Annotated in this window: 21 protein-coding genes; 16 read left to right on the top strand and 5 right to left on the bottom strand. The window is 53.6% G+C overall.

The features are described from left to right. Positions 1 to 7 precede the first annotated feature (7 nt). From CHH75_RS21935 to CHH75_RS21910, 6 genes are all read left to right on the top strand, one after another. Positions 8 to 1,414 (top strand): glycosyltransferase family 4 protein, encoded by a 1,407-nt coding sequence (locus CHH75_RS21935; RefSeq protein WP_095399155.1) that lies wholly within the window; start codon positions 8 to 10, stop codon positions 1,412 to 1,414. 44 nt (positions 1,415 to 1,458) lie between these two features. Beyond that, entirely contained in the window at positions 1,459 to 2,553 is a 1,095-nt protein-coding gene (gene wecB / locus CHH75_RS21930) for a non-hydrolyzing UDP-N-acetylglucosamine 2-epimerase (RefSeq protein WP_095266781.1), read from the top strand. Further along, positions 2,543 to 3,529 carry a polysaccharide biosynthesis protein gene (locus CHH75_RS21925; protein ID WP_095266783.1) on the top strand — a complete coding sequence of 329 codons (987 nt, stop codon included), beginning with the start codon at positions 2,543 to 2,545 and terminating at the stop codon, positions 3,527 to 3,529. Before wecB ends, CHH75_RS21925 begins: the two co-directional genes overlap by 11 nt. Then, positions 3,526 to 4,353: an SDR family oxidoreductase gene (locus tag CHH75_RS21920; protein WP_095399154.1), complete on the top strand. Its 828-nt coding sequence runs from the start codon at positions 3,526 to 3,528 to the stop codon at positions 4,351 to 4,353. Before CHH75_RS21925 ends, CHH75_RS21920 begins: the two co-directional genes overlap by 4 nt. Beyond that, positions 4,335 to 5,300: an NAD-dependent epimerase/dehydratase family protein gene (locus CHH75_RS21915; protein ID WP_095266787.1), complete on the top strand. Its 966-nt coding sequence runs from the start codon at positions 4,335 to 4,337 to the stop codon at positions 5,298 to 5,300. The genes CHH75_RS21920 and CHH75_RS21915 overlap by 19 nt, the downstream gene beginning before the upstream one ends. Positions 5,301 to 5,437: 137 nt before the next feature. Continuing rightward, positions 5,438 to 6,445 carry a YhcN/YlaJ family sporulation lipoprotein gene (locus tag CHH75_RS21910; RefSeq protein WP_095266790.1) on the top strand — a complete coding sequence of 336 codons (1,008 nt, stop codon included), beginning with the start codon at positions 5,438 to 5,440 and terminating at the stop codon, positions 6,443 to 6,445. Positions 6,446 to 6,546: 101 nt separating this feature from the next. Here CHH75_RS21910 and nagA read toward each other — a convergent pair whose 3' ends face one another. The 4 genes from nagA to CHH75_RS21890 all read right to left on the bottom strand — a co-directional run bounded on the left by nagA (position 6,547) and on the right by CHH75_RS21890 (position 9,822). After that, entirely contained in the window at positions 6,547 to 7,731 is a 1,185-nt protein-coding gene (gene nagA / locus CHH75_RS21905; protein WP_095266791.1) for an N-acetylglucosamine-6-phosphate deacetylase, read from the bottom strand. Next, positions 7,728 to 8,456 (bottom strand): glucosamine-6-phosphate deaminase, encoded by a 729-nt coding sequence (gene nagB, locus CHH75_RS21900; RefSeq protein WP_095399153.1) that lies wholly within the window; start codon positions 8,454 to 8,456, stop codon positions 7,728 to 7,730. The genes nagA and nagB overlap by 4 nt, the downstream gene beginning before the upstream one ends. Positions 8,457 to 8,458: 2 nt before the next feature. Next, a complete protein-coding gene (locus CHH75_RS21895) occupies positions 8,459 to 9,334 on the bottom strand; it encodes a MurR/RpiR family transcriptional regulator (protein ID WP_095266795.1) in 876 nt (291 codons plus the stop codon). Between the two features lie 263 nt (positions 9,335 to 9,597). Further along, positions 9,598 to 9,822: a helix-turn-helix domain-containing protein gene (locus CHH75_RS21890; protein ID WP_046678368.1), complete on the bottom strand. Its 225-nt coding sequence runs from the start codon at positions 9,820 to 9,822 to the stop codon at positions 9,598 to 9,600. A gap of 278 nt (positions 9,823 to 10,100) precedes the next feature. On the opposite strand from CHH75_RS21890, the gene CHH75_RS21885 reads away from it, so the two are divergent. The 6 genes from CHH75_RS21885 (at position 10,101) to CHH75_RS21860 (ending at position 16,441) form a co-directional block, all read left to right on the top strand. Beyond that, positions 10,101 to 10,388 (top strand): hypothetical protein, encoded by a 288-nt coding sequence (locus tag CHH75_RS21885; protein ID WP_095399151.1) that lies wholly within the window; start codon positions 10,101 to 10,103, stop codon positions 10,386 to 10,388. Positions 10,389 to 10,565: 177 nt separating this feature from the next. After that, the gene (locus CHH75_RS21880) at positions 10,566 to 12,335 is read left to right on the top strand and encodes a cache domain-containing sensor histidine kinase (protein ID WP_095266916.1); all 1,770 of its coding nucleotides are present in this window, start codon (positions 10,566 to 10,568) and stop codon (positions 12,333 to 12,335) included. Then, positions 12,332 to 13,120, top strand: coding sequence for a response regulator transcription factor (locus CHH75_RS21875; RefSeq protein ID WP_095266917.1), 789 nt, complete (start codon positions 12,332 to 12,334; stop codon positions 13,118 to 13,120). The genes CHH75_RS21880 and CHH75_RS21875 overlap by 4 nt, the downstream gene beginning before the upstream one ends. 104 nt (positions 13,121 to 13,224) lie before the next feature. Next, positions 13,225 to 14,562: an extracellular solute-binding protein gene (locus tag CHH75_RS21870; protein ID WP_095266919.1), complete on the top strand. Its 1,338-nt coding sequence runs from the start codon at positions 13,225 to 13,227 to the stop codon at positions 14,560 to 14,562. Positions 14,563 to 14,664: 102 nt separating this feature from the next. Continuing rightward, on the top strand, positions 14,665 to 15,546 hold the full coding sequence (locus CHH75_RS21865) for a carbohydrate ABC transporter permease (protein ID WP_095266920.1): 882 nt from the start codon (positions 14,665 to 14,667) through the stop codon (positions 15,544 to 15,546). Between the two features lie 13 nt (positions 15,547 to 15,559). Next, a complete protein-coding gene (locus tag CHH75_RS21860; protein ID WP_095266922.1) occupies positions 15,560 to 16,441 on the top strand; it encodes a carbohydrate ABC transporter permease in 882 nt (293 codons plus the stop codon). 124 nt (positions 16,442 to 16,565) lie between these two features. On the opposite strand, the gene CHH75_RS21855 is transcribed toward CHH75_RS21860, so the two are convergent. Beyond that, positions 16,566 to 18,176 carry a glycoside hydrolase family 43 protein gene (locus CHH75_RS21855; protein WP_095266923.1) on the bottom strand — a complete coding sequence of 537 codons (1,611 nt, stop codon included), beginning with the start codon at positions 18,174 to 18,176 and terminating at the stop codon, positions 16,566 to 16,568. A gap of 197 nt (positions 18,177 to 18,373) precedes the next feature. Here CHH75_RS21855 and CHH75_RS21850 point away from each other — a divergent pair, with 197 nt between their 5' ends. The 4 genes from CHH75_RS21850 to CHH75_RS24700 all read left to right on the top strand — a co-directional run bounded on the left by CHH75_RS21850 (position 18,374) and on the right by CHH75_RS24700 (position 20,983). Beyond that, positions 18,374 to 19,258: a helix-turn-helix domain-containing protein gene (locus CHH75_RS21850; RefSeq protein ID WP_230875782.1), complete on the top strand. Its 885-nt coding sequence runs from the start codon at positions 18,374 to 18,376 to the stop codon at positions 19,256 to 19,258. Between the two features lie 111 nt (positions 19,259 to 19,369). Beyond that, positions 19,370 to 20,416 carry a flavin-containing monooxygenase gene (locus tag CHH75_RS21845; protein ID WP_095399150.1) on the top strand — a complete coding sequence of 349 codons (1,047 nt, stop codon included), beginning with the start codon at positions 19,370 to 19,372 and terminating at the stop codon, positions 20,414 to 20,416. Positions 20,417 to 20,419: 3 nt separating this feature from the next. After that, entirely contained in the window at positions 20,420 to 20,725 is a 306-nt protein-coding gene (locus tag CHH75_RS21840) for an ArsR/SmtB family transcription factor (protein ID WP_095266927.1), read from the top strand. Positions 20,726 to 20,803: 78 nt separating this feature from the next. Beyond that, a complete protein-coding gene (locus tag CHH75_RS24700) occupies positions 20,804 to 20,983 on the top strand; it encodes a hypothetical protein (RefSeq protein WP_141235874.1) in 180 nt (59 codons plus the stop codon). Positions 20,984 to 21,072 lie beyond the last annotated feature (89 nt).

Raw genomic sequence — 21,072 nt, 5'->3', positions numbered from 1 at the left:
TTAACCGATGACCTTTAAACCTAAATTGCTCATTTTCTCACACGTTTCGAATCCTGCAAGCATTACGGGAGCGGAGAAGCTGCTTCTATTCTTCTGCCAGGAGCTGCTCCCTTACTTTCACTGCGTTCTGGTTGCTCCGGAAGAAGGGCGTCTTACTGCGCTTGCCCGGGAGTCCGGTATTGAGGTCAAAATTTACAAGCTGCCGCTGCTCCATCGCATGTACAGCCCCTATCCCGGATTGACGGGCGAGGCTGTGAAGATGCAAAGCTCACCAGCGTTCAGCCAACTGGTGAACTGGATTGCGGAGGAGGCGCCGAGGCTTGTTATTGTCAACACCTGCGTCCATTTTATGCCGGCGGCGGCTGCACGCCGGCTGGATATTCCGGTCATATGGCAGCTGACCGAGGCGATAGAGCAGAACGGGAGCACCAGCCTTGCAACCGATCTGATCCATCGTTACAGCAGCTGGATGATCTGTATATCCGAAGCGGTGGCAGCCCGATTTCCGCCTGAACTCAGACAGAGCAAAATGTCGATCCTTCCTCCGTCATGGCGAGAACAGCAGGAGCATCATCCGGATGAATGGCCTGCCCTGAGACACTCTTTTCGCAGCCAGCTTCAAATCGGCAGCCACGCTCCGCTGATCGGGATGATCACCTCCTTCCGGATGGAGAGCAAGGGGGTACACCATTTTATCGACATGGCTTTATCGATCAAGGATGAATTTCCTGCCGCCGTATTTCTCGTCGTTGGAGATGCGCTTCGTCCGGAATACGAGAAGCAGTGTCAGAAGCGGATTGAGGCGTACGGGGCGAGTGACCGCTTTATTTTCCTTGAGGCGCAAGGCGACATCGGAAGGGTGTATTGCGGGCTTGATATCGTCGTTGTTCCAAGCTTGGTGCCGGAAGGCTTCGGCCTGACAGCGCTGGAAGGATTGCTGTACGGAAAGCCGGTCGTAGCTTACGACGCCGGAGGCTTGGGGGAGGTGCTACGTGCCGCAGGCTCCGGGCAGTTCCTTGTTGAGACTGGTTCAGCCGGCATGCTCGCAGATCGGGTAAGGACGATTCTGAATCTGCCGGATCAAGGGAAGGACCTAGGCGCGCACAATCGGAACCAGGTCATCGCTGCCTACGGTCCTGAGGGCTACCGGGCCCGGCTTAATGCCATCGTCGCGCGCTGGCTGTCCGAGCAGCCTGGATGGTTCCACGGGCCGCCGGTCGCCGCTGGAACGAAGGTTGAGGCGAGGCCTTCCGCTTCCAGTGGGAGAAGAGGCAAGCGTAAGAAGAGGAAAGGGAATTCCGTTCGTCGCCACGATATCCGAAGGGAAAGACGCAGAAGCCGCACTCGACCTGCCCGGTCGCAGGCCCGAGCACGCAAGCGTCGCCATCATCCCATCCGGCGGCGAAAGGCTTAATACCAATACTTCTTATGGATGCAGGCCAGGAGGGAGAAGCAGAGATGAAAGTGTTAACGATACTTGGAACCCGGCCGGAAATCATTCGGCTAAGTCTTATTATTCCGCTGCTGGACCAGTATGCGGAGCGCCACGTACTTGTGCATACCGGTCAGAATTTCACGGCTGGGCTCAGCGGCGTGTTTTTTAAGGAGCTGGGGCTGCGCGGTCCCGATTATGTGCTGCAGAACAAACAGGCAACACTTGGCACTCAGCTCTCTGTCATGTTCAGCAGAATGGAGCAGATTTTGGAGCAGGAGCAGCCTGACACCGTGCTGCTTCTGGGGGATACGAACAGCGCGCTGTGCGCCGTGCTGGCCGAGCGCCTGGGCTATCCTGTTGTGCATATGGAAGCGGGGAACCGCTGTTTTGACCTGGATGTGCCGGAGGAGAAAAACCGGAAGGTCATTGATGCGGTGTCCTCGATCAATATGCCGTATACGGAGTACAGCAAGCAGCATCTTCTCCGCGAAGGCGTTCCGAACAACCGGATCGTCGTGACAGGCAATCCGATCTATGAGGTGATGAAGCACTATGAGCCTCGCATTCAAAGCAGCACGGTAATGGAGAAGCTGTCCTTGAAGCCGCAGGACTATTTTCTGGTCACCGCCCATCGCTCTGAGAATGTAGACCGTCCGGAGCATCTTAGGGAGATTTTGAACGGCCTGAATATGGTCGCCGAAACGTTCGGTCGCCGGCTGATTACAAGTCTGCATCCGCGAACCGCTTCACGCCTGTCGAGTGACCAGCCGCTCAAGCCTCACCCGCTGATTGAATTTCATGAGCCGTTCGGTTTTTTTGATTTTGTCCGGTTGGAGAAGGATGCGCTGTGCGCAATCACCGACAGCGGAACGGTACAGGAAGAATGCTGTATATTGCATGTGCCAACCGTGACGGTTCGTCGTACGACGGAACGTCCGGAAACGGTCGACTGCGGCAGCAATATCGTATCCGGGTTGAGCGCAGAGCGCATTCATGGCGCAGTGAAGCTGATGACAACACTGAGCCGGGACTGGAAATGTCCGGAAGGGTACATGGCGGAGAATGTATCGAGAACGGTTGTAAAATTTGTGCTTGGAGGGAAAGTGAATGTTCACTAATCAACGGATTTTGGTAACCGGCGGTACGGGTTCCTGGGGACATGAACTGATCAGCCAGCTGCTCCCGCTGAACCCTAAGCAGATTATCGTCTATTCCAGAAGCGAGGCTACGCAGGTCGCGATGGATCGGGAGTTTGAGGATCCGAGACTGACCTTCCGTATCGGCGATATTCGGGATAAAGAAGCGTTGACGGCTGCATGCCAGGATGTGGACTATGTCTTCCATCTGGCGGCGCTGAAGCATGTTCCGGTGTGTGAAGAGCATCCTTATGAAGCTCTGAAGACGAATGTCGTGGGCACTCAGCATGTAATCGAGGCAGCCATCGAAAACAACGTTAAAAAAGTCATCTATATATCGACAGATAAAGCGGCCAATCCATCGAACTTCTACGGAATGACGAAGGCGATTGGCGAGAAGCTGATTGTATACGCCAACTTGCTCAGCCCGACTACCAAGTTTGTCTGTGTACGTGGCGGAAATGTGCTCGGTACAAATGGCAGTGTCGTTCATGTTTTCATGAATCAGATCAAGCAGAAAGGGCAAATCAACATTACGGATCAGCATATGACACGATTCTTCCTGACGCTGAAGGATGCGATCAAGCTGCTGTTTAAAGCTTCCATTGAGAGCGTGGGCGGCGAAATATTTGTCATGATGATGCCAACCTGCCGCATTATTGATCTGGCGGAAGTGTTGATTGAGGATTCCGGGAAGTCCGGTGTGAAGGTTGTTGAGACAGGAACCCGTCCTGGCGAGAAGATTCACGAAATATTGATGAGTGATTTTGAAAGCATGACAACGGTCGTGTATGATGAAGAATATTTGGTAATTCTCCCGACGCTCGATATTCCGGATCTGAAAGACCGGTATGCCAGCCTGCCGAAAGTTTCCTTTAACAGCTTCAGCTCTGAGCATAATTTAATGAGCAAGGATGAAATTCGGGAGCTTCTGAAACGAGGAGGTTTCCTGTCATGAAGCTGCTCGTACTCGGGGGAAACGGCATGGCAGGCCATGTGCTTGTTGAATATTTTCGCACAACGGGCAAGCATCATGTGTTTTACACGACCAGGGATATGCATGATCCCGAAGGGCTCGTGCTGGATGTTCTCGACATGAATGCGGTGGAGCATGTGGTCAGAATGGTCAGACCGGATATCATCATCAACGCAGTAGGCATTCTGAACAAGGCGGCTGAGGAGAACAAAATCAATGCTTATCATGTCAACGGCTTCCTCCCGCATCGTCTGCGCTACTTGGCAGATAAAATATCCGCAAGGCTCATCCACATCAGCACGGATTGTGTATTTCTCGGCACGAAGGGAGGCTATCGGGAAGATGATCTTCCCGATGGCGTGTCCGCCTACGCGGTAACCAAGGCGCTTGGGGAAATCGATGATCCGAATCATCTCACGATCCGCACATCCATCATCGGGCCGGAAATCCGCCAAAGCGGCATCGGCCTGTTCCAGTGGTTTATGAAGCAACGCGGTGAGGTGTCCGGCTATCGTGCTGTCAAATGGAACGGCGTCACGACCCTGGAGCTTGCGAAAGCCATCGACTTTTTTATGACTAAAGATGTCGGGGGGCTGATCCATCTGGCATCGCCGAATCCTCTTAGCAAATATGAGTTGCTGCGATTGTTTCAGGATATATGGAGCAAGGATGACGTGATCATCGTTCCAACGGATGATGTCGTTCAGGACCGGACGCTGCGCAGCACCCGGCTTGATGCCGCCTATCCTGTTCCAGATTATCCGGCTATGCTCAAGGAGATGTACGAATGGCAACAAACAAATTAACAGGAAAAAAACTGCTCATTACAGGTGCAGCCGGCTTCACGGGGCGCCACGCCTGCGAATATTTCGCGAAGCAGGGCTGTGACGTTGTCGCTGTTGCCCGTCATGTCTCGGCTTTAGAGGATATGCCAGGCATCAAGCCTTGGGGCTGCCAATTGGATCATCAAACACAAGTGGAAGAGATGATCCGGCATACTCGTCCCGATTATGTTTTGCATTTGGCCGGAAAAAATTCAGCCTCCGAGTCTTGGCATAAGCCGGCAAGCTACATGGAGAGCAATGTGATGGCTTCGGTCTATTTGCTGGAGGCGATGCGCAAACATCGTCCGGACGCGGGCATCGTGATCGCGGGCTCCCGCCTCAGCATTGATCCGGCCAAAGGGGCGGCGGCGGCGCCGCATCCCTATAGCCTCAGCAAAACCTTCGGCAGTTGGGTCGCAACCGCGTGGCATGCCATGTACGGCCTTCCCGTCATTCTGGCGGAACCGTCCAACCTGATCGGTCCAGGGGAATCGGCAGGCTTCTGCACATTGCTTGCGGGTTATGTGGTAGGATGCGAACAGGGGAAATCGCTGCCCATGTTCCGGATTAGTTCAAGGCATGAGTCCCGCGATTTTCTTGACGTAAGAGATGCTGTAGCGGCTTATGCCGTTCTGCTTGCCGAGGGCACGCCTGGAAGAACATACCCGATTTCTTCAGGCAGCGAGCATACATTAGGCGAGATCGCGGCCAAGTTGCTTGCTGAAGCCAAGGTCGATGTCCCGATGGATTGGGGGCCTGAAAGCGCGCCACTATCCGCAGACGCTCTTAATAAAGGAAGAAGCGGCGACCAAGTGGGTTCACTGGATACGCTGGGGTGGCAGCCGCGGATCCCGTTTGAACAGTCGCTTTCCGATATTATGGAGTACGCTCGTCGCAAGACTGGAATGGACGATACAGGAAGACCCTAGATACAGGGTCTTCTTTTTATTTTGTACAAATAAGAAGCCCTTAGCTTCCATGTCAAAACCTTTCAGCATACCGCTCTTTCGGTGAGGTCATCCTAAACAATGTTCATACACTTATTACAGAGATGGAGGATGAATTCATGATCAAATCGAAAGCTCTTCATTTGACCGTCTCCACAGCCCTGCTGCTGAGCATGGCCGCTGTAGCAGGCTGCGGCAACACCGACGGCAACGGAACACAGATGCACAATGCAGGGAACCAAGGTCGCGTCGGTGTCAACAACAACACGCGCGGTATGACTGCAGGACAGCATGATTTGACGAACCTGAAATATAGCAGACAGCTGTCTGAGAAGGTGTCCGACATCAGCGGGGCAGGTCCGGCTCACGTATTTGTTACGAATCGCAGCGCTTATGTTGCCTTGTCCAATCAGGGCAATGGCACGGGCATGGGCACCGGAGCTGGCAATGGTGCGGGGCTTGGTAACGGCGCTGGACTAGGCACGGGTGCTAGCGGTGGCGTCAATGGAATGAACAGAGGGACAACAGGTGCCGGTACGGGTGTGGGTACAATGAACAACCGTAACCATACCGGAGCTGGAACCGGCAACGGCACTTTTGGAACCTCGGGTACAGGCACTGTCGGATTGCTGCGCGGAATGACCGCTAACAACAACGATACTCGCGGTTTCGGGGTTCGTGGAACGGCGAACGGCGGCGGCTTTGGCGGTACTGGTTTTGACACAGCGAACAACACCCGCGGTAATGGTCTAATGGGAATGAACGGTGCTCGTGGCAATGGCCTTATGGGTACCCGTACTAATGGCACAGGTAATAATATGGGAGCTCAACATCAAGTTCCAGACCATGTGCGTCAAGAAATTACAACCAAAATCCAGAAGACAGCCCCACACATCAAACAAGTATATGTTACCTCTGATCCTGATTTTTATCAGCATTCGGCAGGATATGCGAACAACAACCGTCCTGAGAACACGACAGGAACGCTGGCTCACGATTTTGAATCTTGGATTAACCGCGTATTCCCGATGAATGCGAACGATGCCGATGAGTATCGTGCCAAAGGCGGACTGATTCATAACGACCGCGATGACGGCTGGTTTGGCGGGAACCGGAACGGCAGGTAACGATAATAAATAAAGGAGCTGCGCGGGTGAATTCACCAGCAGGCAGCTCCTTTAGTCTATATATTACTGAACATAACGATTCAGCAAAGCAGGGGAAGTCATTAATGCTTACGCTGTCCCTGTATCCATACGCCACGGAGCTCCAGCTCCGAGTTCAGCAGCAGCACATCGGCCCGTTTTCCCTGTTCCAGGCTGCCGGTTTGGCGATCAATCCCGATTTTGCGTGCAGGGTTCAAGCTCGCGATTTTGGAGGCTTCCTCAATGCTTAATCCGATCGTTTGGGTCAGCAGCTGGAAGCCTTTAATCATCGTTAACGTACTGCCGGCCAGACTGCTGCGATTATCCCTTAATGTTGCGATACCATTCTCTACAATGACCGGAAGATCACCGATCGTGTATTCGCCATCGGGCATGCCGGCGGCTGACATAGCGTCCGTAATCATAATAAGATTGCCGTCTTGTTTCGTACGCGTCAAAATTTTGATGCCTGCCGGATGAACATGAATGCCATCAGCGATAATTTCGCAGCTGATGCGGTCATCACTGAGCATGGCCCCTACGACGCCAGGCTTGCGGTGATGCAGTCCTGTCATCGCGTTGAAGGTATGAACCCCGTGGCTTAATCCTGCCTCCACAGCGGCCTCCACTTCTTCGTAGGTGGCATCGGTGTGGCCAAGTGCAGCCACGATGCCGTGCTGGCTAAGCCATGCGATGGCTTCCAAGGCGCCTTCCCGTTCAGGCGCTAACGTAACCTGGCGGATGAGCCCCGGGTAAGCAGCTTCCCACTCCTCCAGCCAATCGATGTTGGCAGGAACGATATGCTCCGGATTTTGCGCACCCGGCCATTTCGGGCTGATGAATGGGCCTTCCAGATGAACGCCTTCCAGGCGTGTGTAAGGCATTGCCTGCTGGCGATAAGCGTTCACTTCCTTCAGCACGCGGTCGATCGCTGCTTTAGGCGCGGTCATCGTTGTGGCCAGCATCGCGGTGGTACCCTGGGAGCTGTGGAAGGAAGTGATTTTGTCGAGCACCTCCTGGCTTGCATCCATGAAGTCCTCGCCGTTGCCGCCATGCACATGGATGTCGATAAAGCCGGGAATGATGTAGCCATCCGGCTGCTTCAGCGTCTCGCCTGCCGCATTGCGAATCGATTCCGGAAGTCCGAAGACGGGTCCGGCATAGAGGATGAAATCCCCGCCGATGGCAAGGACGCCGTCCTGCTCCAGTCCATCGGGCAGCAGGACGTTCCCGTACAGCAATTGAACCGAATTGTTGAATGTACTCATACCAGCAATCTCCCCGCTCCCTGATCCAGCAGCACCACGACATTCGGGTGGCATTGCAGAAGCGATGCCGGACATTGGGTAGTGATTGGGCCTTTAAGCGCACGGTGCACAATTTCCGCCTTGTCCTCTCCGCGAACGAGCAGCAGAATTTGACGAGCCTTCATGATGCTGGCCACGCCCATTGTAATCGCATGGGTTGGGACATCATCAATCGATGGGAAGAATCTTGCGTTCGCTGTCCGTGTCTTTTCCTGAAGCTCAACCAGGTGGGTTGCTCCGCTCAGGCTGTCTCCCGGCTCGTTAAACCCGATATGGCCGTTGTGTCCAAGTCCCAGAAGCTGGATATCGACCGGCCCGTATGTATCGAGCATCTGGTCATACTGCCGGCATTCCTCCTCCAGATCCTCCGCATTGCCATTAGGCACATGCGTCTGTTCCAGCGGGATGTCGATATGATTGAAGAATTTCTCGTTCATAAAGGTACGGTAGCTCTCCGGATGATTCTCTGGCAGGCCGACATACTCATCCAGATTGTAGGTGGTTACGCCGGCAAAGCTGACCAGTCCCTTACGGTGAATCTCAATCAGCTTGGCATACAAACCTACCGGGGTGCTTCCGGTAGCCAATCCGAGCTTGGCGTGGGGGTTGATATGCACCAGGCTGGAAATGATGCTGGCGGCGGTTTCTACAAAGCTTTCATCGTCCTTAAATGTGTAAATATTCATGATTATTGTCCTCCTCGGCCCTTGCGGTAGTTTTGAACATTCAGATAAGACTGCTCTAGACGCGGAACATATGTTGAAAAATCACGGCTGGCCATACCCATAAACAAAATATCGATAATATGCAGCTGCGCAATTCGGGAAGCCATGTCCCCGCGGCGCATCCCCTCTTCCAGTGAAGAGGAGTACAGCGGGATATCCGACAGTTTGGAAAGCCGGGTGCTTCTGTAGGAGGTGATGCTGATCGTGAAGGCGCCGGCGTCTTTGGCACAGGTCAGTGCGTCAATCGTCTCCGGGGTTTCCCCGGAATAGGAAATGGCAACCGCCACATCGCCCTCGGAGAGCGTTGAAGCTGACGTAATCTGCATGTGGGAATCTGCGAAGGCAGTACAGTTCTTACCGATCCGTACCAGCTTCTGATAGAAGTCCTGTGCCACAATCGACGAGGTTGCAACCCCGTAGAGATCAATGCGTTTGGCGCCGCATAGGGCGTTCACCGCACGCTCCAGTTGTCCGAGGTCCAATAGCTGCGTGGTGTCGCGGATGGAGGTGAGGTGATTGGACTCAATGGCTTCCACGATGTCGGCCAGATTCTTGCCGGCCACGATATCCTGATAGCGGGTGTTACCCATTTTGGATGCCATTTCGGCATGAGCGATCTCAGCCGACAGCTTCACCTTGAAATCAGGATACCCCTTGCACTGAAAGTTCTTGCAGAAGCGGGTCACCGTCGCAGCGCTGACCTCGCATGCAGCCGCCAGATCTGTAATCCCCATGTTCACAATGTTGGAGGGGTTTGCCAGAATGAATTCGGCCAGCCGCCTTTCCTGACGGGGAAGGGAGTCCTTCTCCACGGAGATAATATGCAGGATCGGTGTCATCAAATGGCCTCCTTCATTACCCGATCCGAGCGGGTGACGAGATTTGTTATGAAAATTATTTTATTAATATGAAAACTTGAAAAGAAAATAATTTTTACCCCTTCATCATAGTCGAACTTGGACCAGGAAGCAAGGGGAAATACTATAAGTTTGAGCTATTTTCTTTTCATTGAAACAAACACAAAAAAGCCTCCTATTTCCCGTTCTTGCTGGGAAAGAAGGCTTTCGCCGTGTTCGGTCCATAAACCGGCACCGACATGATGTCAGATCTTCAATTCACCGAGTTTTATCAACTCAACGACAGCTTGCGAACGTCCTTTTACGTTCAATTTCTGCATCACATTGGAGATGTGGTTACGCACCGTTTTTTCGCTAATAAATAACTGCCCGGCGATGTCGCGAGTCGTTTTGTCCTGCACGAGCAATTCAAACACTTCGCGTTCACGGTGGGTTAACAAGAACTTGCTGTTATGGTCGTTTCCCTTCAATGGTGTCACCCCTCCTTGCCCGGGTATGTGTGGTCTAACAAGGTTAAGGGATACAGTCAACTCATTCTATGTAAGGGCACAGGTGAAGGTGCGTAGATGGCGGTTAAATGGGCTCTTACCGCATTATCAGCTCAAGGATGCTATGCCCAAGGTAGAAATGTCACCCCGAGTTTGCTAGACTTATGTAAGTTATTGTAAATTACATCCGGAGTGTGCTCACAAGCGTACTCTGTATAGCAGGCAAGCACAGGCAGGTCGTCATGGGGAGGATAAGTGATATGGATATACATACCGGACTCTGGATCAGCATCGCCGTGTTCATAGGGGCTATCGCGATAGGCGCGGTGCTGTGGGACCGAAGAAAACGCAGGAAGCGCCGATCCGGCACAGTGGTCCCGCTGCAAGGAAAGCGCAAAGGGTCAGGAAGCGCGGACACTCAGCCATGCAGCCGCTGCCGGAAGCGCCGCAAGCTGACCTATTATGCGAATGATGCCGGAGTGGTCAGCGGGCTGTGCACAGAATGCAAAAAGGTGCTGGAGCGCCATCAGGAGCTGTATCCGATGTGAGCCAGCAGCTCGGCTAACGCCATAGCGATGATGCTTGGCTTAATAAACCAGGCAAAGGCGAAGGGCCTTGATGTATCCCAAGCGCGTGCTGATTCGCTATATAGGTAAGAGCTTGGCCGCGCAATGGGATGACAGATGGCCGGGCGGCAACGGAGCAGGGGGAAGGAGAAGGAAGAGATGAACAGACTGGGCAGATTTGGGAGTTTCAATACGCTCCGGAATCAAATTTTTCTGGGTTTTATGCTGGTCATGGTCATTGTGCTGGCCCTGGTCGGTTTTTTTGTGTACAACCAGGTGTCGGTACTGCTTCAGAACAGTGCGGAACGGCATATTCAGCAGACCGCTGTCCAGGCTGCGGGCAAGCTGGATGCTTCCCTGAAGCAGGTGGATACGCTGTCGGCACAGGTGAGCACGAACGCGACGGTGCAGCGCTTTTTGACACAAGAGACCGAGGGGCAACCGATCAGCTTCAGCGAGCGCCAGTCTTTGCAGCAGGAGGTGCGAAAGTACGAGGCCTACGCGACAGGCATTCGTTCGATGGAAATCTATACGACCGATTACCGGCGCCTGTTCCCGCTCGATGAAGGCAGCCTGGAGAGCCGGGTGCCGGGCGAGTGGATTGCGCTTGCGGACAGCGGGCAAGGCCGGCTGTACTGGTTCGGGCAGGACCCGAAGGAACCGGATCTGGTCATCGCGCTGCGGCGTATTCGGCTGATTGATGAGTCTTTTGCACACGGAGGATATTTGCTGGTCCGGATGGAGAAGAGCTATTTCGATCTGACCGACACCAGCGCTGCCTCGGATATTCGGGAAGCCATGCTGCTCTATGACCAGGCGGGACATATGATTGCCTCCAATTTCCATGAGGATGTGGATCCGGCCTATATTCTGGAGCGAGAGGGAGAGACCCTTACGCTGGGCAAGGAGGATTATATATCCGTGCACAAACAGTCGGCAGCGACTGGCTGGCGGATTGTGATGCTGACACCGGTGGATTATACAACCGAAGGGATTTCGGTGCTGCGGACCTCGATTTTGGTATCCGGGGCTGTAGGCGCCTTGCTGTTTCTTGTATTCAGCTTCATCTTGACCACGATGATTACCCGGCCGATTCTGCAGCTGATCAAGGCGATGCGCGGGGCGCGCTTCGGGACGCTGAAGCCGAACAAAGCGACCTCTTCCACGATGGAGATCAATGAACTGAACAATACGTATAATCAGATGGTGGATTCGCTTAATGAACTGATTGAGGTTGTATATCAGAAGGAAATTATTCAGAGCCGCACGGAGCTGAAAGCGCTGCAGGCGCAAATTAATCCGCACTTCCTTTTTAATACGTTGGAAGCGTTTTACTGGGCGCTTGAGGAGAAAGGAGAAGAGGAGCTGGCTCAGGTGGTGGTGGCGATGTCGGGGCTGTTCCGCTATGTCATCAACCGGAAGGACGAGGACGAATGGGTCACCATCGCCGATGAGCTGGAGCACGCGGAGCGGTACTTGACCATTATGAAAATGAGGCTGCTCGACCGCATATCCTGGCGGATCGAGGCGGACGACAGATGCCGTAAAATCATGATTCCGAAGCTGCTGATTCAGCCGCTGGTGGAAAATGCGATTTTGCACGGTGTTGAGCAGAAGCTGGAGCCCGGGAAGGTTGTGCTGCGCGTCGAGCCCTCGGCGCAGCCGGGATATACCCGGATATCGGTCTCGGATGACGGGCCCGGCATGGATGAGGAGGCGTTGGCACAGCTGTATGAGGCGATGGAGAGAGGGCATTCCGAATCATCCAAAGGAAGCGGAGTCGGGCTCGCCAACGTCGGCCGCAGAATCGGGCTGTATTACAGCGCTGAGCAAGGCGGGCTCAACGCGTTGCAGGTAGAGAGCAGGAAGGGAAGCGGGACGACCGTTTCCTTTGAAATCCCGAACGATGGCAAGGGGGAAATAAGATGAAAACGATCTTGATTGTGGACGATGAGCCGAGAACACGGGAAGGGATTCGCAAGACGCTGGAAGCTTGGTCGGCAGGAAGCTGCCGGATCGAGACAGCCGCAAGCGGCGTGGAGGCGCTCCGAATGCTGCCGGAGCTTCGAGCGAACCTGGTCGTCACCGATATCCGCATGCCGGAAATCGGCGGCCTGGAACTGATCGAGAAGCTGAGCGAGGCGCCGAATCCGCCGGTAGTCATTGTCATCTCCGGACATTCCGAATTTGATTATGCCAAACGTGCGCTGCAATTCGGCGTCGTTGATTATTTGCTGAAGCCGCTCGACAAGGGGAAGCTGGTGCAGGCTGTAGAGACGGCCCTGGTGCGTGAGGAGAAGCAGAACCGGATCAAGCGCATGGAGCAGCTGGTGGACCCCAAGCTGCTGGAGACGGTGCAGGAGGAGAAGGTATACAGCGCACAGATCCAGGAGGCGCTTAAATATGTGGATGAGCATCTGCATGAGAGCATGTCCATGAAGGAGGTAGCCGATCATCTGCATCTGAACGCCAGTTACTTCAGCGTGCTGTTTAAGGAACAGACGGGGCTCACCTTCAGTGAGTATTTGACCCGGCGCAGAGTCCAGCGGGCCAAGGAGCTGCTGCTGGCCACGCCGCTGCCTATCTCTGAAATTTCGGAGAGGGTCGGCTATCAGACGGCCAAATATTTTATCAAGGTGTTCCGAGATCAGGAGAACATGAGTCCAAGCCAGTATCGCCAGCAAGCAACCGATCGCGGAGAACGAATCCAATAAAAGTGGTATTAGTCCCAATCGCCATGACCTTATCGCTCGAAATAACCACTGCTACAATTGAATTAAAGCGGTTTCATAATAAAGATCCAAAAGGGGTTGAAAACGTGTTCAAGAAAAAGTGGACTGTACTGCTGTTGACGTTGTGTCTGGCACTCATTGCCGCCGGATGCGGATCTAGTGGTGGAAATTCCGGAGCTGCCGGCGGTTCGGGCGAATCCGGAAGCAGCGGAAGCGAAGGCGACAAGGTGACCTTGAACTTCATGCATCTATGGCCGGCTGGCGTCTCTGCCGGACAGAACCGAATTGTCAACCAGATTATCGAGGAATACCAGAAAGAGAACAGCCATGTCGTGATCAAGCAGGAAGTGCTGGATAACGAGCAATACAAAAACAAGCTGAAGGTGCTGTCAGCCTCGAATGAGCTGCCGGATGTCGGCGTAACATGGGCCGCAGGATTTCTGACACCTTATGTGGAGGGCAATCTGTTTGCACCGGTGGATGACCTGCTGAGCGGGGAACTCAACGGCAAGTTTGTAGCGGGCACGACCGAGGCCTATGCGATCGACGGCAAGACATACGCGCTGCCGCTGGAGTTTAACATCGCACCTGTATACTACAACAAAGCGATCTTTGAACAGTATGGGCTGGAAATTCCACAAACGTATGAAGAATTCAAATCGATTGTGAAAACGCTGTCGGACAACGGCATCGCACCGGTTGCTTTAGGGAATAAGGATCGCTGGACCGGCTCGCTCTGGTATATGTACCTGGCTGACCGGATCGGCGGGCAGGAGAGTCTGGCTGAAGCGATCACGGGGGCCGGCTCCTTTAAGGATGATGCGCTGGTGCAGGCTGCTGCCGAAGTGCAGTCGCTTGTGGACAGCAATGCATTTGTGAAAGGATACAACGGCTTATCCAACGAGGAAGCCAAGTCGGAATTTCTGAACGGGAAAGCGGCCATGTACATGATGGGAACGTGGGAGCTGCCGAACTTTACAACGAATGAAGATATTCCGCAGGAGTTCCGCGACAGCGTCGGTTTCTTCAAGTTCCCGACCGTTGATGGCGGCAAGGGCAATGTGGACAGCTGGGTCGGCGGACCGGGTGTCGGATTGTTTATCGCGGAGAACTCGGCTGTGAAGGAAGAAGCCAAGAAGTTCGTTGAATATTTTGTCACCAAGTGGGGTGAGCAGTCCGTGACTGGGGCAGGCGTCATCCCGGCTACGAAAGTGGATACGGCTTCGCTTGAGCTTCCTCAGCTCTATATCGACCTGTTCAATGAGATGAATCAGGCCAGCAGCATCACCTTGTTTGCCGATGTTCAGATGGAAGCCGGAGCGGCGGAAACGCATCTGAATATGATCCAGGCGCTCTTTGGGAAGGCCGTCACTCCGGAGAAATTCGCGGAGGAGCATGACGCGGCGATCTCCAAGGGGAACTAAGGTTTAAAGCAGCCAAGGGGAGCAGGAACCCCTTCTCCGGCCGTCCGTGCCGGGGAGGGGGCTTCACTTCCTGCAAGCCTGTACAGAAAGGAGTGGGAGCACTTGGATAAAGTCATGTCAAATAAAAAAATCATCACGCTGTACGTGCTGCCTGCGCTGCTCCTGATTCTGGCCATCGTCTATATTCCGATTGTGCTTACGGCTTATTATGGACTGCATGACTGGAACGGAATCGGCGCTATGACCTTTGTCGGCCTGGCTCACTATCAGAAGCTTCTTATGGATGGTATGTTCTGGAGCAGTGCGGGTCACTCGCTGCTGCTGGCGGTATTTTCGGCGCTGAGCTTGATTGTGTATCTCATTGTGGCTATGGTGCTGGCTTCCAAGATCAAGGGAGCGAATCTGTTCCGCAAAATCTACCTCATACCGATGCTGCTATCCTCGGTCGCCATTGCCCAGCTGTGGCTTCGGATGTATCATCCGACGAACGGGATTGTGAATTCGGTGCTGGAATCGCTTGGGGTGGCCAATCCGCCGGCCTGGCTGGCGGAACCGTCCCTGGTGCTCTATGCACTGTTCGTGCCGATCCTGTGGCAATATGCGGGCTTTTATATTTTGATTTACTACGCCGCCTTGAAGAATATCCCTTCTTCTCTGGAGGAAGCCGCCAAGATCGACGGCGCCAATTCTCTCCAAATCGCGTGGAGAATCAAACTTCCGCTGATGATGGAGGTATTCAAGGTAACGATTGTGCTGGCGGTGGTTGGCTCCTTGAAATATTTTGATCTGATCTATGTCATGACAGACGGCGGACCGAACGGGGCCAGTGAGGTTATGGCTTCCTACATGTATCGCCAAGCTTTCCGGGCATACGATTTCGGCTACGGCAGTGCAATCGGATTTTTCCTGCTTGTCATCTGCCTTGTCGTGACGTGGGCCATTCGCCGGGCGACCGCAACGAAAGACAGAATTCAATATTCGTAAGGAGGGGGTCTATATGGTACCTTCAACTGCAGCCCGGCTCGGAACGGAAAACGCAGGCTCCCGATCGCCGGTTGGAAAGCTGGGATACTTGCTGCTTTATGTCGTGCTTATTGTTGTGGCGGCCTTTCAGTTATTTCCACTCGTATGGCTGCTTCTTTTTTCACTGAAGAACAATCAGGAAGTGTTTGATCTTCCTCCTTTGTCGCTGCCGATGAATCCGCGCTGGGAAAACTACGAGAAGGTGTGGAGCGCGGGCAACATCAGCGTCTACTTCCTGAACAGCGTCTGGATTACGATTGCGGCGACGGTGCTGACGATCATATTGGGAAGCCTTGTTACCTTTGCTATCACCCGGATGAAGTGGAAGGGCAGCTCGCTTGTGCTCGGATTGTTCATGGTGGCGATGATGATTCCGGTTCACTCGACGCTTATCCCGTTGTTCAGTCTCTTTAACCGGGTGGGATTAACAGATCATCCGCTGTCGCTTGTACTTTCTTACGCGGCTTTTAACTTGCCGATTACGATGATGATTCTGCTCGGCTTTTATTACTCGCTTCCGCGCGAAGTGGAGGAGGCTGCCGTGATGGACGGCTGCTCTGTCCACCGCGTGTTTTTCCGGATCGTGCTGCCGATGACCGGCTCTGTGCTGGCCACCACGGCGATCATCAATATGATCTATAACTGGAACGAGTTTATTTTTGTCAATACATTCATCAGCTCGGATACGTTTAAAACGTTAACGGTGGGTGTTCAAAACTTTATTGGTCAGTATACAACGGATTGGGGTGCGATTGGCGCGACGCTCATGATCAGCATTTTGCCGATTCTGCTTATGTTCCTCTTCCTGAGCGATCGGATTGTGGAAGGGATAGCGGCCGGCTCCGTTAAAGGCTGATTATGCAAGCAAAATGATCATTGCGGATTCAAACTGCTGACAAATGAAGAAGGCCTGGATGCTCGGTCAAGAGCTCCAGGCCTTTAGCGTATAACCTTTGATGAACCAAGGTGACAGCGCGTGATCAGGAATGGCTTTTATAGATGAAATAGTCAAAATCAGCTGGCTGGCTTCGCCCCGACGTATCCTGGCACTGCATGCCGACAAAGGCTCCGGTGAAGAAACCGCCGCTGCGAATGTAGTCGTCCGACAGCTTGTAGGACTCGAAGCTTACCGGAAGCTGTACCCAGTTGTCTCCATCGAAGGAGTATGAATAATGGTAAAGATCGGTTTGCACATCTACGCGGAGATACACGTACTCCACTTCGTCCGGGATCGGAATTTCTTGCCCGTACAGCGGCTGAGCGTATTCGGAATTGTCGCAGGATGACAGCTCCAGCACTCTTCCTTTCTCTTCGTGCCACGTAATCTGGCAAGCGGTCCAGTGCTGAGTGTTGTAATAGTTCACTAGTCCTGCGGCCTGCTGGAAGGTATCCGGACGGAAGTCCACCTTCGTCTCCGCGGTAAAATTAAAGTGCTGCCAGCGTCTGGCGATGAAGGCCTGCGTGAACCTCGAGGTCAGGGATTCCTTGCCGTACAGGCGCAGATGGCCCGGGCGATCGGTCAGCGAGACGATATGCTCGCCAAGCGGAATGCGCAAATTCTGAAAATGAAGATTCAGCTCGCTGCTGTCGAAATCGTCCTTTTCCGGATAATCCGGGTCCCATGGAACTTCAGCAATTTCCGGCCCTTCAATTTCAAGCGAAGGGAAGTTGCCGCCGACGACATAAGGCCAGTCATTCCTCCACTCCAGACGCTGAATGGCCGTTTCACGGCCGAGCGGACAGAATCCCCGAGGATCCAGAAGCGGCTGATCCGGTCTTGGCAGTGGTCTGCCCGTCAGGTGGACCAAAAACCATTCATCGGTATGCGTTTTCACAATGGATGCATGGCCGGCCTTTTGCAGCGGGTTTCTCGGTACGGCAAAGGACGAAATCAGCGGATTGTCAGGATGAACCTCATAAGGCCCGTGAAGCTGCTTGGATCTGGCGATGGTCGCTTGATGATCGTATTTCGTGCCGCCTTCGGCAGTCAGCAAGTAGTAATAGTCGCCAATTTTGTACAGATGCGGAGCTTCGGTCAGCTTCACATCGGTTCCCTTGAAGATCACCTCGCGCTTGCCGACAAGCTTCTTCTCTTCCGGGCTGTATTCCTGAAGCACGATGCCATAGAAGTTATGATGGCCGCTGCGGTGATCCCACATCATATTCACGAGATATTTCTTGCCGTCATCATCATGGAACAGGGAAGGATCGAATCCGGAGCTGTTCAGGAATATCGGTTCAGACCACTCGCCATCAATTGTGTCTGTGGTGACCAGGTAATTGTGGCAGTCCTTCCAGCGCCCGTCCGTCACTTTCACATCGGTATAGATGAGCCAGAATACACCGTCATGATAGGAGAGCTGCGGAGCCCAGATACCGCCTGAATCGGGGTTGCCAAGCATGTTCAGCTGGCTTAGCCGATTGAGCGGACGGGACACGAGTCGCCAATGCTTCAGATCTTTGGAATGATAGATTCCGACTCCTGGAAACCACTCGAAGGTGGAGACGGCAATATAGTAGTCTTCACCGGCGCGGCAGATGCTCGGGTCCGGATTGAAGCCTGTCAGAATCGGATTGCGAATGATTGACATGAATGGTCACTCCTTCTCGGGAATAATGAAAGACTGTGCGGATGTTATCCATCTTCACAGCATTCTATTCATATGGCTTTATCTGTATAATATCAATAATAGAGATGTGCTTCCCATATCCATACTATGCCGTTATTTACCCAAATCAACTAAATGTTTTCGTATACATGAAGGCGCATTCATAAAGGGGGATTACCATGCAGCGTTTAACTGCCCGCAACATGGGAGAGGGGGAGTTCATGCTTCCGGATATGGATACCACCTTTCGCGTATTTGCCGCTCACTGGCGAAGGGTGGAGCCGAGCTGGAGCTATCCGCGTCACAAGCACGCCTTGTTTGAAGTGAATCTCGTGCTGTCCGGGACACAGAAGACGGTCGTGAATCGAAAAACGTACGTGCAGCACCCGGGGGATCTTCTGCTGTTGAATCCGGGGGATGAACATGAGAGCTGGGCTGTCGGCGATGAAGGGATGACGTATTATTGCCTTCATTTTGATGTGGACGAGCGGGCCTTCCGCGAGCTTATGCACCGGAATCGGACATGTTATCATGCCTCGGACAGCGATCTGGCCAGAGCGATCCGGCCGGCACTGGATAAACTGATCGAGCTGACTGCCCAGGAATCTGCTGCTCGCGTAGAGGGGAGAATGATGGCATTGTCCGCTATGTTTGAGCTTTTCGGGAGTTTGAGCGCAGCGCTTTCCAGACAGGTTGGCGACCGGACAGCGCATGGGATGACCCAGACAGCGGCTCGTATAGCCGAATATATCGAGCGAGCGATCGATAGGCAGCCGGGAGGCGATGGAGACGGTCAGGAGACGATTGCCTCGATCTCAGCAGAGGTGGGGTACAGCCTGTCGTCCGTGAACCGGATGTTCTCCGAGGTGTACGGGATGTCCCCGCGCCAATATATGTCCACTTTAATGCTGAAAAAGGCGAAGCTGCTGCTGATGGACCCGGCGTTGACGATTGAGGAGATTTCTCAGCGGCTGGGATATCACAATATCGCTCACTTCAGCCGCCAGTTCAAGCGCTGGACCGGGGAGCCGCCAAGCCGCTTCCGCAGCCGATTTCATGAATAGGGAGCCCCTTCTCTGCATCTTTTGCATCCGATTCTTCGGGTTGCCGAGATGCTTTTTCTATGGTATATGTATATATGAGCAATTGAACATATATGAATAGGAGTGGGGAAGATGAGATGGGATACCCTGATTATCGGAGCAGGACAGGCAGGAATGGCTGCGGCCTATTGGCTGAAGAAAGCGAGCGTCCCCTTCATTATGCTGGATCGTGGGGAGCGGCATGGGCAGGTCTGGGAAGAGCGGTATGACTCGCTTCGCCTCTTTACCCCGAGAACGCACAGCGCATTGCCGGGATTACCCTTGGAAGGGGATCCGGACGGGTTTCCGGACAAAGCGGAGATGGCTGCTTATCTGGCGAAATATGCGGACATGTTTGAGTTTCCGATCCGCTACGGGGCTGAGGTATTCGCTGTGCATCAAGAGGAGGAGGGCTTCCTCGTGAACACGGCCCAGGGAGATTATCACGCCAGACAGGTGATTGTGGCGACCGGACCGTTCCAGACCCCGAGAATTCCGGAATTGGCCGCAAGCCTGCCTGCGGATATTGTGCAGCTTCATTCCTCATCTTATCGCAATCCTTCCCAGCTCCAGTCTGGAAGTGTGCTCGTCGTTGGCGGGGGGAACAGCGGGGCCCAAATTGCGTACGAGCTGTCACATACACGGGAGACCCATCTGTCCATGAGCAAGCGGCCGCGTCATTTGCCAATGGTTCTGGGCGGCAAGGGCATGTTCTGGTGGCTGGACAAGCTGGGGCTGCTTCGGGCAAGCTCCACTTCATTCGTTGGAAAGCTGCTGAAACGCCAGGGAGATCCCATTTTTGGATATGAATTGAAACAGGCGATGAAGTACGGTAAAGTGAAGTTGCATGGCAAAACGGTTGGCGGAAGCGAGAGCGGCGTTCGATTCGAGGACGACTCGGAGCTTCAGGTACGCAATATTGTATGGGCAACCGGTTTTGCTTCTGACTATGGCTGGCTCCAGATGAAAGGGGCTTTGAATGACGAGGGCGGCGTGCAGCATTCCCGGGGAATCAGCCCGGTTCCCGGCCTGTACTATGTCGGTCTTCCTTGGCAAACGCACCGCGGGTCGGCTCTGCTGGCCGGGGTATCTGAGGATGCCCGCTGCATCGTGGAGGCGATACTTGAAAAGAGGGGATGAAGAATGAAGGAACACTGCCATGAACTTCTGGATGAGGAGCAGGCGGTCGAAGCTTCCCGATTGCTGAAGGCGATATCGGATCCGACGCGGATTCGCATACTGCATATGCTGTCTCAGGAAGAGTGCCCGGTGGGGCACATCGCGGAGGCGCTTGGGATGAGTCAGTCTGCGGTTTCGCACCAGCTGAGCTATTTGCGAAGCCTGAAGCTCGTGAAATACCGGAGGGACGGCAATATGTTTTACTATACATACGAAGATGAACATGTCATCGCCATACTGCGGCAGGTGCTCGAGCATATATCCCACTGATACGGATGATCCGGTTTGCTCTTGACATTTGTGGCAGTTGGAGTGTAATTTATGAACAACTGAATGGAACCAAGAACGATGATCAAGGACATAAGCTCGCATCATTCGGCGATCCAGAGAAGAAGCCCCTGGCTGAAAGGCTTCCTCGCACGGGTGCCGGCTTCCTACCTTGTAGTTTTCCGGGCTGGCCAGGTACTGGGCATCCCGGACGGTTGCGGCACGTTATCGCCGCCTAGAGGATTCTTTGCGGATTTTTAGGCGCAAGAATTGAATCAGGGTGGTACCACGAGCACATTCGTCCCTTTCGGCGGATGTGCTTTTTTTGTGTTGTCCTTGGGATGAATCCA

It is taken from the genome of Paenibacillus sp. 7541 (genome assembly GCF_002276395.1).
GTDB classification, from domain to species: domain Bacteria; phylum Bacillota; class Bacilli; order Paenibacillales; family Paenibacillaceae; genus Paenibacillus_AQ; species Paenibacillus_AQ campinasensis.
This window is presented reverse-complemented; position numbering and strand designations above follow the sequence as displayed.

Coding starts and splice junctions, on each gene's coding strand:
- CHH75_RS21935 (WP_095399155.1), top strand. CDS start 8: ATGACCTTTAAACCTAAATTGCTCATTTTCTCACACGTTTCGAATCCT.
- wecB (WP_095266781.1), top strand. CDS start 1,459: ATGAAAGTGTTAACGATACTTGGAACCCGGCCGGAAATCATTCGGCTA.
- CHH75_RS21925 (WP_095266783.1), top strand. CDS start 2,543: ATGTTCACTAATCAACGGATTTTGGTAACCGGCGGTACGGGTTCCTGG.
- CHH75_RS21920 (WP_095399154.1), top strand. CDS start 3,526: ATGAAGCTGCTCGTACTCGGGGGAAACGGCATGGCAGGCCATGTGCTT.
- CHH75_RS21915 (WP_095266787.1), top strand. CDS start 4,335: ATGGCAACAAACAAATTAACAGGAAAAAAACTGCTCATTACAGGTGCA.
- CHH75_RS21910 (WP_095266790.1), top strand. CDS start 5,438: ATGATCAAATCGAAAGCTCTTCATTTGACCGTCTCCACAGCCCTGCTG.
- nagA (WP_095266791.1), bottom strand. CDS start 7,731: ATGAGTACATTCAACAATTCGGTTCAATTGCTGTACGGGAACGTCCTG.
- nagB (WP_095399153.1), bottom strand. CDS start 8,456: ATGAATATTTACACATTTAAGGACGATGAAAGCTTTGTAGAAACCGCC.
- CHH75_RS21895 (WP_095266795.1), bottom strand. CDS start 9,334: ATGACACCGATCCTGCATATTATCTCCGTGGAGAAGGACTCCCTTCCC.
- CHH75_RS21885 (WP_095399151.1), top strand. CDS start 10,101: ATGGATATACATACCGGACTCTGGATCAGCATCGCCGTGTTCATAGGG.
- CHH75_RS21880 (WP_095266916.1), top strand. CDS start 10,566: ATGAACAGACTGGGCAGATTTGGGAGTTTCAATACGCTCCGGAATCAA.
- CHH75_RS21875 (WP_095266917.1), top strand. CDS start 12,332: ATGAAAACGATCTTGATTGTGGACGATGAGCCGAGAACACGGGAAGGG.
- CHH75_RS21860 (WP_095266922.1), top strand. CDS start 15,560: ATGGTACCTTCAACTGCAGCCCGGCTCGGAACGGAAAACGCAGGCTCC.
- CHH75_RS21855 (WP_095266923.1), bottom strand. CDS start 18,176: ATGTCAATCATTCGCAATCCGATTCTGACAGGCTTCAATCCGGACCCG.
- CHH75_RS21850 (WP_230875782.1), top strand. CDS start 18,374: ATGCAGCGTTTAACTGCCCGCAACATGGGAGAGGGGGAGTTCATGCTT.
- CHH75_RS21845 (WP_095399150.1), top strand. CDS start 19,370: ATGAGATGGGATACCCTGATTATCGGAGCAGGACAGGCAGGAATGGCT.
- CHH75_RS21840 (WP_095266927.1), top strand. CDS start 20,420: ATGAAGGAACACTGCCATGAACTTCTGGATGAGGAGCAGGCGGTCGAA.
- CHH75_RS24700 (WP_141235874.1), top strand. CDS start 20,804: ATGATCAAGGACATAAGCTCGCATCATTCGGCGATCCAGAGAAGAAGC.